The 13098-nt window shown below is 40.9% G+C and carries 9 protein-coding genes and 2 tRNA genes; 4 read left to right on the top strand and 7 right to left on the bottom strand.

Features of this window, described 5'->3' with window-relative positions; all coding sequences use genetic code 11:
• The first annotated feature begins 3 nt into the window (after positions 1-3).
• From ydiJ to PSI14_RS00925, 3 genes are all read left to right on the top strand, one after another.
• On the top strand, positions 4-3075 hold the full coding sequence (ydiJ, locus tag PSI14_RS00935; protein ID WP_273573970.1) for a D-2-hydroxyglutarate dehydrogenase YdiJ: 3072 nt from the start codon (positions 4-6) through the stop codon (positions 3073-3075).
• Entirely contained in the window at positions 3072-3485 is a 414-nt protein-coding gene (locus PSI14_RS00930) for a hotdog fold thioesterase (RefSeq protein WP_273573969.1), read from the top strand. The genes ydiJ and PSI14_RS00930 overlap by 4 nt, the downstream gene beginning before the upstream one ends.
• Positions 3486-3745: 260 nt before the next feature.
• On the top strand, positions 3746-4681 hold the full coding sequence (locus PSI14_RS00925) for a L,D-transpeptidase family protein (RefSeq protein ID WP_273573968.1): 936 nt from the start codon (positions 3746-3748) through the stop codon (positions 4679-4681).
• A gap of 128 nt (positions 4682-4809) precedes the next feature.
• On the opposite strand, the gene PSI14_RS00920 is transcribed toward PSI14_RS00925, so the two are convergent.
• From PSI14_RS00920 to PSI14_RS00900, 5 genes are all read right to left on the bottom strand, one after another.
• Positions 4810-5046 carry a major outer membrane lipoprotein gene (locus tag PSI14_RS00920; protein ID WP_273554089.1) on the bottom strand — a complete coding sequence of 79 codons (237 nt, stop codon included), beginning with the start codon at positions 5044-5046 and terminating at the stop codon, positions 4810-4812.
• A gap of 529 nt (positions 5047-5575) precedes the next feature.
• Complete coding sequence (gene pykF, locus PSI14_RS00915; RefSeq protein ID WP_273573967.1) at positions 5576-6985, bottom strand: pyruvate kinase PykF; 1410 nt, start codon at positions 6983-6985, stop codon at positions 5576-5578.
• Positions 6986-7552: 567 nt separating this feature from the next.
• A tRNA-Val gene (locus tag PSI14_RS00910) sits at positions 7553-7629 on the bottom strand.
• Positions 7630-7662: 33 nt separating this feature from the next.
• Positions 7663-7739 (bottom strand) — tRNA-Val (locus PSI14_RS00905).
• Positions 7740-7909: 170 nt separating this feature from the next.
• The gene (locus PSI14_RS00900; protein WP_273573966.1) at positions 7910-9283 is read right to left on the bottom strand and encodes an MATE family efflux transporter; all 1374 of its coding nucleotides are present in this window, start codon (positions 9281-9283) and stop codon (positions 7910-7912) included.
• A gap of 380 nt (positions 9284-9663) precedes the next feature.
• Between PSI14_RS00900 and PSI14_RS00895 the strand changes: the two genes are divergently transcribed.
• Positions 9664-10308, top strand: coding sequence for a riboflavin synthase subunit alpha (locus tag PSI14_RS00895; RefSeq protein ID WP_273573965.1), 645 nt, complete (start codon positions 9664-9666; stop codon positions 10306-10308).
• Between the two features lie 108 nt (positions 10309-10416).
• Here the strand turns inward: PSI14_RS00895 and cfa are convergent, their stop codons facing one another.
• Both cfa and punC read right to left on the bottom strand, forming a co-directional pair.
• Positions 10417-11568, bottom strand: a complete 1152-nt coding sequence (cfa, locus tag PSI14_RS00890; RefSeq protein WP_273573964.1) for a cyclopropane fatty acyl phospholipid synthase — start codon at positions 11566-11568, stop codon at positions 10417-10419.
• Between the two features lie 291 nt (positions 11569-11859).
• The gene (gene punC, locus PSI14_RS00885) at positions 11860-13032 is read right to left on the bottom strand and encodes a purine nucleoside transporter PunC (RefSeq protein WP_273573963.1); all 1173 of its coding nucleotides are present in this window, start codon (positions 13030-13032) and stop codon (positions 11860-11862) included.
• Positions 13033-13098 lie beyond the last annotated feature (66 nt).

The following is a 13098-nucleotide window of genomic DNA, read 5'->3' as shown; positions in this document are numbered from 1 at the left end:
CCAATGATCCCACGTATATCACAAGCCCCCCATGTCAGTGAACTGACACAGGACTATTTGATTGCACTGAAAGAAGCTGGCTTTACTGGAGACACAACCAGTAGCTATGCCGATAGGCTGACTATGGCGACAGATAACAGTATTTATCAGCTGTTGCCACAAGCCGTTGTATTTCCCCGCTCCAGTGCCGATGTTGCACTGTTGACAAGGGTTGCGGGAGAGGAACGTTTTAAGACTCTGACATTTACTCCACGTGGTGGAGGAACGGGTACGAACGGACAATCACTTAACAATGGCATTGTGGTGGATATGTCCCGCTATATGAATCGTATTCTGGAAATCAATCCAGAACAGGGATGGGTAAGAGTAGAAGCGGGTGTCATTAAAGATCAGCTTAATCAATATCTAAAACCTTTCGGTTATTTTTTCTCTCCAGAACTTTCAACCAGTAATCGCGCCACGTTGGGCGGAATGATCAATACAGATGCTTCCGGTCAGGGATCACTGGTTTATGGTAAAACCTCGGATCACGTCCTTGGTGTACGTGCTGTTTTATTAGGGGGGGAAATGTTAGATACCCGTCCTGTGAGCACAGCATTGGCGGAAACGATTGCTCAAGAAAAGAGTGTTATTGGTCGTGTTTATAAAACGGTATTGGAACGTTGTCGTGAACAACGGGCATTGATCATTGAGAAATTCCCTAAACTTAATCGATTTCTGACGGGATACGATTTGCGCCATGTATTCAGTGACGATATGCAGTTTTTTGATCTCACGCGTATTTTGACGGGGTCTGAAGGTACTCTGGCCTTCATTACAGAGGCGACACTGGATATCACGCCATTACCCAAAGTCAGGCGATTGGTGAATATCAAATATGACTCCTTTGATTCTGCCCTGCGCAATGCCCCCTTTATGGTGGAAGCCAAAGCGCTCTCAGTTGAGACGGTAGATTCTAAGGTACTAAATTTGGCGCGTGAAGATATCATCTGGCATTCAGTGAAAGAATTGATTACTGATGTACCTGATAAAGATATGCAAGGTCTGAATATTGTCGAGTTCAGTGGCAATTATGAACAAACAATTGATCAGCAATTGCAAGGGCTTTGTTTGCGTCTTGATGAATTGATGGAAAAAAATCAGGCGGGAATTATTGGCTATCAGATCTGCCATGACTTGATGGATATTGAACGTATTTATGCCATGCGGAAAAAATCCGTCGGATTATTAGGCAATAGTAAAGGTGCAGCTAAACCAATTCCATTTGTCGAAGATACATGTGTTCCTCCTCAGCATCTTGCTGATTATATTGTTGAATTTCGTCAGCTTTTGGATAGCTATAAACTGAATTACGGTATGTTTGGGCATGTAGATGCAGGTGTTTTGCATGTGCGTCCTGCACTGGATATGTGTGATCCTCAACAGGAAATCTTGATGAAAAAGATTTCTGATGAAATTGTTCATTTGACTGCCAAATATGGTGGTTTGTTATGGGGAGAACATGGAAAGGGGTTTCGGGCAGAATATAGCCCTGCCTTTTTTGGTGAGGTTTTGTATAACGAGTTGCGTCGGATAAAAGCGGCATTTGATCCACTTAATCGGCTAAATCCGGGCAAAATTTGTCCGCCAATTGGAATAGATGCGCCAATGATGAGAGTCGATGCAGCTAAACGCGGGACTTATGATCGAACTATTCCTGTCAATGTAAGAACTGCATTCCGTGGAGCGATGGAATGTAATGGTAATGGATTATGTTTCAATTTTGATGTTAGAAGCCCAATGTGCCCGTCAATGAAAATCAGCCAGCATCGCATACATTCACCCAAAGGCAGGGCAACTTTGGTTAGAGAATGGTTGCGGCTTTTGACGGAGCAGGGGGTTGAACCCAAGTTATTGGAGTACGGGCTGGATCAGGCGCGTCCGAGTCTGCGGGGTTTGATAGAAAAGACTCGCAATAGTTGGCAGGCGTGGCGAGGTGAATATGACTTTTCACATGAAGTCAAAGAGGCAATGTCAGGTTGTTTAGCCTGTAAAGCTTGTTCAACACAATGCCCGATCAAAATTGATGTACCTTCATTCCGCTCACGCTTTTTAGCTTTGTATCACAGCCGTTACCTGCGTCCATTGCGCGATTATATTGTTGCCAATGTTGAGCACAGTACGCCATTGATGGCAAAAGCGCCGCGAGTATTCAATTTTTTCCTGCAACAACCATGGGTACAAAAAATCAGCCAACATGCCATTGGTATGGCTGATCTGCCGTTACTCTCCTATCCGACATTGCAACAGCAACTTGCTGGTCATTACGCAGCCAGGACAACGTTGGAACAGTTGGAAGGCTTATCACCATTTCAGCGTGAACAGCATGTGCTTATTGTCCAGGATCCTTTTACAAGTTACTACGATGCGAAAGTAGTCACTGATTTTGTGCAATTGGCAGAAAAGTTAGGATATAAACCCGTCTTATTGCCATTCTCACCCAATGGAAAAGCACTGCATATCAAAGGGTTCCTGAATAGATTTGCTAAAACGGCGGGTAAAACGGCTGACTTCCTTAATCGAATCGCACGTCTGAATATTCCCATGATAGGCGTCGATCCTGCGCTTGTTCTGTGTTATCGAGATGAATACAACGATATTCTCGGTGAACAGAGAGGGAGTTTTAAAGTTCAATTGGTGCATGAATGGCTAACCACCATCCTACCGAAAAAAATGCCACAAGAGAAAAGCGATATTTCAATGTTCGGGCATGATTGGTATTTATTGGGACACTGTACCGAAGTAACGGCATTACCTAATAGTGGTAAACAGTGGACTGATATCTTTCGCCATTTTGGTCATCAATTGAATAATGTCAGTGTTGGATGTTGCGGTATGGCAGGCACATATGGTCATGAAAAGAAAAATCTGGAGAGTTCCATTGGTATTTATAAACTTTCATGGACACCAGCACTGAAAAATCTATCTCTAGATTATTGTCTGAGCACAGGGTATTCATGCCGCAGTCAGGTGAAACGTATAGAAGGAAAGCCACTTAAACATCCATTACAAGCCTTATTGGAGATAATGCCGTGATTTGGAAGCGTAATATAGATGTGCATGCACTTAATCAATTTAATGATAAATCTATGGTAAAACATGTAGGGATCGAGTTTACCCAGATTGGCGAGGATTTTATTGAAGGAATAATGCCAGTCGATCAGCGAACTAAACAACCATTCGGGATTCTGCATGGTGGGGCATCTGTAGTATTGGCTGAAACGCTCGGTTCATTTGCAGGTTATCTTTGTTCGGAAGGTGAACAGAAAGTGGTGGGGGTAGAAATTAATGCGAACCACCTTAGATCTGTTCGTGAAGGTATGGTTAAAGGGGTTTGCAAGCCCATCCATATTGGTCGTTCACATCAGGTTTGGCAGATTGATATCTATAATGATCAAAAACAATTATGTTGCACATCCCGCCTGACAACGGCAGTTTTGTCTTAGTTCTACCCTTTTGTTTTATCGTGCTTTTGTTCTTGCCAGTATTTTGCTGGCAGGAACAGCATTGCAGTTTCAAGACTACTAACAATTTGAAGATTATTCAGTAGAAAACGTTAGAAAGTTTAGAATGTGTTAAGAATAACCAACAAGAGTTGAATCTTGTTAAGATTTCTCTTTGATTGAAGTGAATGAGATAGAATAATCTTGCAAGGTAGGCTATTAATTAACCACAAACATTCAAGTATCATTTTCAGGAAGCACGTATGAAGCGATTTTTAACTTTTATCGGCATATTCTTGATCGGCATATCATCGTTTAGTGGATTGACTAATATCGCCCATGCTATCGAATATCCATTGCCTCCTGCTAATAGTCGTCTGATTGGTGAAAATTCCACTTATACTGTGCCCGATGACGGGCTTTCGTTGGAATCCATTGCAGCCAAATACCAAATCGGTTTATTGGCGATGTTGGAAGCTAATCCTGGTATTGATCCTTATTTACCTACACTTGGTGCCGAATTAATTATTCCATCACAGATGCTGCTTCCGGATACTCCTCGCCAAGGAATTGTTATTAATCTAGCTGAACTTAGGCTCTATTATTTCCCTAAGGGAGAAAATTATGTCGTTGTGTATCCTATTGGAATAGGTCAGCTTGGGCGTGATACGCCAACCATGACAACATCAGTTAGTCAGTTAATCAAGAATCCAACATGGACACCAACCACTAATATTCGCAAGGATTATGCCAGTAGGGGAATTATTTTACCTGCTGTGGTTCCCGCGGGTCCGGATAACCCAATGGGGGATTTTGCCTTACGTTTGTCCGCCGGGCGTGGTGAATACCTGATTCACGGTACTAATGCCAATTTTGGCATTGGCATGCGTGTTAGTTCAGGATGTATTCGTTTGCGACCTGATGATATTGGGGATTTGTTTCGAATTGTCCCACGAGGGACGCGAGTTCAGATCATCAATGAACCTGTGAAATATGCAATAGAGCCAGATGGTAAGCGCTATGTGGAAGTTCATCAGCCACTTTCTAATAAAGAGACTGATGACCCACAGATGATGCCGATCCTACGCTCTGAAGGCTTAATGAAATTTATTGATAGTCGTGGAACAGATGAGGTTCTTGTCGACCAAGCCATTATTCGTCGATCAGGAATGCCGGTGCAGGTGAATTCCGGACTGTAAAATACCCTCATTACATCAACCATGACCCGATTTATCAATCCGAATTTTAAGAGATTTTGAGGTTTATACAGGAAGGCAGAAATAAAATGGCGTACGATGGTACGCCATTTTTTCTATCTGCTACAAGATTATTTCTTGTATGAACGAACTTGGTTATTAAGACGCTGATTTGCACGAGCGGCTTCATCTTTGGCTGATTGTACATCAGAACGAACAGAACTGAGGTCACTGCTCAACCGGTCAACTTTAGAACCGAGAGTTTGAACCTGAGAGGCAAGTTGCTCAACTTTAGTCGCGCTAGAACAACCCGCTAACAGAGTAGACGCCAGAATTACTGCACCAAATACAACTTTAGTACGATTCATCACATTACCCTCTAGATTAAGTTAATTTCCAAGTAGCTATCTAAGTATTACACAAACTATTTTAGAAAGAGAATTAATTTTTTCTACGAAAAAATTTTACTGCCCTTTATCCCCAAATAAGGCAATAAGTTTTGGATATCAAAAATAAAATGGTAGTCGAATGGATGATCAGAATAGGCCCAATGGTTGTTTGATGTGTATTCCATTTTTGCTTTTTCATTATAATACAGTGCAATTTGTTTAATTATTTTAATGACAAAAGAATGGTTTAATCAATATTGTTGAATTGATATGGATTATTGTTATATAAAGAATCCCTTGCTATAAACGTAAATGGGCGAAAATAGTAAAGTATTTTTGTACTGAGCAGTGCCATAAAGAGCAATAGAACAAAATGATATGGTGGTGGCATTATAAAAAGCCCACATTTGCATAATATAAATGTGGACTTTTTATGTTTACCAGTACCTTATAATTGACAGTATAGGTAAAAATTCTGGCAGCGCTGCCATTTATGATTTATTTAATCTTACAACACATGGACAGAAGAAGTGTTTGTTGTGCCACTTGATACCAATGCGCCGGATACCATAACAACAATATCCCCTTTGTGTGCCATACCACTTGCCAATGCCGCTTCTTTACCAATACGGTAAAAATCATCGGTAGAAGCAATTTCTTTGACAACCTGAGTGGATACACCTTTGACCAATAGCAATTGACGTGCAGTGATTTCATTAGTCGTCAACGCAAGGATTGAGGCGTTAGGGAAATACTTGCGAATAGATCTTGCAGATTTACCACCATAAGTTGCCACGACGATCAAAGGAGCTTCCAGCTTTTCTGCAATTTCAACAGCACCACGGCAGACAGCTTCAGTAACGCGTAGTTTCTGTGCTTTGGTATTTTCAATTCGGCTGCTCATGACGCGATCTGTACGTACACAGATTGTTGCCATGATGGAAACGGCTTCGATAGGATATTTTCCTTTAGCACTTTCACCGGAAAGCATTACTGCATCTGTACCGTCTAAGATGGCGTTGGCAACATCACCGGCTTCGGCGCGGGTAGGGCGTGGGTTTTTGATCATTGAATCCAGCATTTGGGTTGCAGTGATAACAACTTTACGAGCTGCATTACATTTTTCGATCATCATTTTTTGCGCGAAGATAACTTCTTCTACTGGGATTTCAACACCCAGATCACCGCGGGCAACCATGATACCGTCAGACGCTTCGAGAATTTCATCGAAGTTATTCAGGCCTTCCTGATTTTCGATTTTTGAAATGATTTGGATATGTTCGCCGCCATGAGCTTTCAGGTGCTCACGGATTTCCAGCACATCGGAGCGTTTACGGATGAAAGAAGCTGCGATGAAATCTACACCTTGCTCACAACCGAAAATCAAATCTTGTTTATCTTTCTCTGCCAGCGCTGGCAAGTTGATGGAAACATTTGGCAGGTTAACACCTTTGTTTTCGCCCAAGTCACCATTGTTCAATACTTCACAGATGACTTCAGTCGCGGTAATTTCTTTAACTGTCATGGCAATTAAACCATCATCAACTAATACCGTGTTTCCTGGCTTCAGATCTTCTGGTAGTCCGGCATAAGTTACAGCGACACGATCTCGATTGCCGATAACGGATTTATCTGTTGTAAAGGTGAAAGTTTGGCCCGCAGTGAGGGCGACATCATTACCATCTTCCAGTTTTATGGTACGGATTTCAGGGCCTTTGGTATCCAGTAAGATTGCTGCTTTTTTGCCAGTTTTCGCCCCGACCGCGCGAATGTTTTTAATACGCTGACCATGCTCTTCATAGTCACCGTGAGAAAAGTTCAGGCGCATCACATTCATGCCCGCATTAAGCAGTTCAGTCAATTTCTCTTCAGATTCTGTTTTTGGCCCGATAGTACAAACAATTTTGGTTTTTTTCATGACAATCTATCTACTGGTTTTAATGGATTAAAAAGTGAATCGCCAACCATTGGTATTTATGCTGACATCATCTGATGTTATAAGTTGCGCAACATAATGGAAAATGAATAGCAATAGAAAACGGATAGCAATAGAAAATGGATAGCAATAGAAAATGGATAGCAATAGAAAATGGATAGCAGAAAGCGTCAAATGGTTTTTCAGCGTGAAGTCAGGCATGTGTAGATATGTGGATTTAGTTCGACTCATCATCTGTAATTTTTTCTGAATTCGGTAAATCAATTTGCTGAAACCATTCAACTTATGACATAAGCGTATTATAGAGACTAATTTCTGCGAAATGAATCAAAAAATGGTTCTTGAAAAGATTTACATGCAGAAAGGAAGAAATAATCTGACTTCATGCTAAAGAAATCAGGGGGTTGTTGCGCAAACAGAATGTAATCGAATTTTTAGTATGCAGAAGGTTGGGCGACAATTAGTTCACGGCTATAGGATTTATCAGAATACGAAACTTGGAAATTGAGGAAAATAATATAAGAGGAGTTTAAGGTGATGAATGAGATATGGTGCGTCCGAGTGGACTCGAACCACCGACCCCCACCATGTCAAGGTGGTGCTCTAACCAACTGAGCTACGGACGCACATAAAATTACTTTTTTTGTCAACCGAATATTTGGTGCGTCCGAGTGGACTCGAACCACCGACCCCCACCATGTCAAGGTGGTGCTCTAACCAACTGAGCTACGGACGCAATCTAAATTTCCGTGGCTGACAACGGGGACGAATATTAACGGGCGTAGCGCTTTCTGGCAAGGGGAAAAATGCAAATTCTTGTTTAATCGCTCGCAATTACATCTTTTAGTGTGAATTTGCAGCTTTTGCCCCTTGAGTTGATAACTTAATGCACTGAAATATAGTGAATTAACGACTCGAACGTTTCAGAACATAATGAGCTGGCTGTTTTTGTGTCCATAGAATACGGTAGCCCATCATGATTGCCGCGGCAGTTAAACCAATAATGAATCCAATCCAGAAACCCTGTGGCCCCATCGGTTGAGTTACATAATCAGTCAACGCCAGAATATAGCCACTAGGCAGTCCTAAGAGCCAATAAGCAATAAAAGTGATAAAGAAAATAGAACGTGTATCTTTGTATCCACGCAATACTCCCGACCCAATGACCTGAACCGCATCAGAAAGTTGGTAAATAGCGGCGAACAGCATCAAGTGAGAGGCTAGAATAACGACTTCGGGGTTATCGTTATACATGAATGCAATGTGTTCTCGTAACAGAATTGTGAAGGTCGCAGTCATACAGGCAATAATTAAACCAACAATAAGGCCCGTATAAGCGGATATTCTGGCACCTTCAGTTGATTGTTGGCCTAAGTTATAGCCAATGCGAATAGTTGCCGCGATCCCCAATGACAGCGGGAACATAAACATCATAGAGCTGAAATTGAGTGATATCTGGTGCCCTGCAACGGCGATTACACCAAGTGGAGAAACCAATAATGAGACAACAGCAAACAGCGTAACCTCAAAGAACATTGCCAGGGCGATTGGTAAGCCAAGTAATGTGATACGTTTTTGCGTATGCCATTCAGGGCCTGCAAAATTATTGAATGTTTGGATATCCTTTTGGGAAGGAGAGTGTTTCACATATACAAGTAGCAACAGGAACATAACCCAGCAAACCGCTGCAGTTGCGACACCACAGCCTACACCGCCCAATGCAGGCGCACCAAATTTACCGTAAATGAAAATATAGTTAACGGGGATATTGACCAGTAGCCCGGCAATGCCGATTATCATTGCTGGTTTAGTTTTCGATAACCCTTCACATTGACCGCGTAAGACTTGATAGAACAAATAACCTGGCGCTCCCCACATGATGGCGTGGATAAAATTCGTGGCTTTTTGCGCCAACACAGGATCGACATTATGCTGTGCTTCTATAATAAATTGGCTGTTATACAATACCGCGATGACCAATATAGAAAGGAAGGCTGCAAGCCAGAACCCTTGTTGGATTTGACCAGCAACATTTTTTCTCTGACCAGAGCCATTCATGTGTGCCACGATGGGTGTCAAAGCGAGCAATAAGCCTTGACCAAACAGAATGGTTGGCAGCCAGATTGATGTGCCAACGGCAACAGCTGACATCTCAACAGCACCAGCTTTACCAGCCATGACTGTATCGACGAATCCCATCGCAGTTTGTGAAAACTGTGCAATGATGACAGGGATACCTAGAGCGAGCAAACTACGCGCTTCATTTAAATATTTCTGCACGTACGACACCTTTTTTGATTGAAAATTAACGAGAAAAACAAGGAATATTTTTTGCGAGCAAACGATGTTATTAGAAAATATATCGCTTATAAGCTTCCATATTGTATAGAACTCATTTTATTAATCCAATCATTCACGATATTTATACTCACTAACTGAGGCAACATGATTGAAGCAACACTCAACTGAAACTAAACTCAACCAGAATAGTGTTTTAAACAAAATGATGTTTAGGCAATTTAGTGTTTAGGTGCATGTTTAAACGAGATGGTATTTAAATGGAATGCTGTTTAAACGGAATGTTGTTTAGACAGAATAGTGTTTAAATGCGGTGAGTGGGTTAAAATACCCTGTTAGATGAAATTATTAAAGAGGTTCCCATGTTTACAGGTATCGTTCAGGGAAAAGCGCCGATAGTTGCCATTGATGAAAAAATGCATTTTCGGACTCATGTTGTTAAATTTCCGGCAGAATTATTACTCGGAATTGAAACGGGTGCTTCTGTTTCCCACAATGGTTGTTGCCTGACGGTGACCAAGATTAATGGTGATTCCATCAGTTTCGATTTAATGAAAGAAACATTGCGTTTGACCAATCTCGGCGAAATTAGGGTAGGTGATTTAGTCAATCTGGAAAGAGCAGCTAAATTTGGTGATGAAATTGGTGGGCATTTGATGTCCGGTCATGTTATTACAACAGCAGAAATTGCCAAAATCTTCACTTCTGAAAATAACCATGAAATATGGTTTCGAATTCATGATAAGGCATTGATGAAATATATCCTGCACAAAGGGTTTATTGGCATTGATGGGATTAGCCTGACAATTGGGGATGTAGTAAATAATCGTTTTTGTGTTCATTTGATCCCAGAAACATTAGAGCGTACAACTCTGGGTAAAAAACGTTTAGGGGAAAAGGTTAATATTGAGATTGACTCACAAACTCAAGCGATTGTAGATACTGTTGAACGAGTTATGGCACAGAAAGAACAGGAAAGATTATTGTTACAGGCTGAGGGACAATAAAAAGTACCTCCAAGTTGCGCCATCGATTTTGTGGTAACGTTACTCGATAGAACGAAAATGCTACAGAAATGATATTTCTGTAGCATTGAGAACGCCACTTGAGGAGAACTATCTAGGTACTCTCAATCCTTTTTCAATGCCTTGTGGACTAAATATTATCTGCCATAACTGAATATCTCTTGATCGGAATGCGCCTGCACAGGCATTCAGGTAATAGCTGAACATCCGTTTGAAGCGAGGGCTGTAATTATGCTCTATTTCGTGCCAACTGGCCGTAAATCGTTCATACCATGCCATAAGTGTCCGATCATAATCTGCTCCAAAGTTGTGCCAATCTTCCATGACAAACTTTCCATTAGTTGCTTTGGCAATTTTAGAGATTGATGGTAAACAGCCATTGGGGAAAATATATTTGCTGATCCAGGCATCAGCGCCTGATTTATCAACATTGGAACCGATAGTATGGAGAAGGAACAGACCATCAGGAGTCAGGTTCTTTTTCACCGTATTGAAATAATTGTCATAATTTTTAGGGCCAACGTGCTCAAACATACCAACAGATACAACGCGATCAAACTGAAGGTTAAGGTTTCGGTAATCTTCAAGGATTATTTTTACACTTAGATCCTTGCAGCGTTCCTGCGCGTATTTTTGTTGTTCAGCTGAAATCGTTACCCCTGTGACAGATACTCCGTAGTTTTTTGCTGCATAAGCTGCTAAACCTCCCCATCCACAGCCGATATCCAATAAAGTCATGCCCGGGGATAATTGTAATTTTTCGCAAATCAGACGGAGTTTATGAGATTGTGCTTCTTCCAGTGTATTGGTATCTTTCCAATACCCGCAAGAATATTGCATATGAGGATCAAGCATCCGAGTAAAAAGGTCATTGCCTAAATTATAATGTTCTTTACCTACAATCCAAGCGCGTTTGGGAGATTGTAAATTGAATAAACGAGATATAATTATCTTGAAAATATCTTTAGCATTTTTAGGAATACGGTGCTCCAAACCTGCCCGTAATATTTTATAAAAGAAAATATCAAGGCGATCACATTCCCACCAGCCATCCATATAACTTTCACCCAGACCCAAAGAACCTTCTTTCAATACGCGCTTATAGAAGTCAGGATTTTTAATGCGAATATCGAAAGGACGCTTGCCATTGATCTCAATATCAGTTTCCTGAAGCAATTCATGGGCGATCCTATGCCAAGAATCAGTTATTGCTTTTTTACCTTCAACGAAAGATGAACTCATATACTCTCCAACATTTATGTGATGGAATTTTGAGGCGTCACTTTGTAGCTGATTTTTATTATGTTAAAACCTCGAAGATTTATTAGAAAATAATATGGAAATTACATTGAAAGCACATATTGCTTATTCATCCTGAAATTAAATAGAGCTTCAGTGCTCTGAAGGACCTCAAATTCCGATTTTTTAGAATAATGAATCTGTATGAGTATATGAGTGAAATGGTATTTAAACAATCACCTAAAGGTCACATAATGATGTAACCTTTAGATGATAATGTTCTTAATTATTATTTTATTTAGTAACTTTTTTTTGCAACCAATAGCCGACAGCCATTGGAACAGAAGTCAATGCCATTATTGTTGCAGTCGATACAAGAGGAGATTCCATAAATATAGAAACGATCATGCTTGCAACAAAACAAAGGCCCAATTGCAGGGTATTTTGTAATGCAGCAGCCTTGCCACTATTCTTGGGGTAAACAGACAGGGCATTTGCCACAGCAATTGGATAGGATGCACCATTCACTGCGGCCATCACACAAAAAGGAATAAGAATGGTCATGAATGAAGGCTCACCTAATATGGAAACTAGGTAAATAATAGTCATGCTCACAGCGTAGCCCACCAATAAAAATGGGAATACTGTTTCGCTTTTCACTTTTTCCAATAAGATACGGCAACCATATCCACCGATCATAAATGCCAGAGTTTGGGGAATATAGCTTAGGCCAATGTCGGTAGAGTCATAACCCATATTTTTCAAAATTGTTGGTGAACCAGTTAACCAAGCAAAAAAACCTGCACTGCAAGATGCATAAATCAATACATTTCCGCTGAAAACTGGGGAAGCTAGTAATGTAAAGAAAGAAACTGCTTTCGTATCGGAACTGGTTTCGATATTAGTACGGTTACTTTTCAGAGAAAATGTAGGTATTAGCAGTAATAGCGTTACGATCATTAAAACAAGGAAAATGATTCTCCAGCCACTATGTGTCAATAACCATGCGCCCAACAAAGGAGCAAGAGCAGGGGAAAGGGCGACCAGAGGCATAATCATGGCAAAAACACGTTTGGTACGCTCTGCATCATATCTATCGACAACCAAAGCTTGCCAAGTCACTGCAGCAGAACAAACCCCAACAGCCTGCATAAATCTTAATATAAGCAACTGGATAGGATCAATTATCCAGAGCATACCTAAACAGCTAATGGAAAACAGGGATAGTCCGATAATAAGAACAGGTTTTCTACCTAAACGGTCAGACAATTGCCCCCATAAAAGTTGGGCAAAAGCAAACCCGGCAAGAAAAATGCTGAGGCTCGCACTAATGGCATTTGTTGATGTATCTAATTCTTTTTTCATTATGTCAAAAGCAGGCAGGTACATATCGATGGCCAAAAAACCGAGCATACTCAAGCCTGCGAGATAAAACATGAATGGAATGGAGTTTTTGTTTGTTGTCATTGTGTTAATAACTTGATGTGGTAGTTGATAAATAAATATTCGGCTTATTTTATATGGCATGATTTT

Origin of the sequence: Xenorhabdus anantnagensis, from assembly GCF_028598555.1 — a bacterium.
Lineage (GTDB): Bacteria > Pseudomonadota > Gammaproteobacteria > Enterobacterales > Enterobacteriaceae > Xenorhabdus > Xenorhabdus anantnagensis.
Note: the sequence above shows the minus strand (reverse complement) of the source record. Positions and strands in the feature narration are given on the sequence as shown.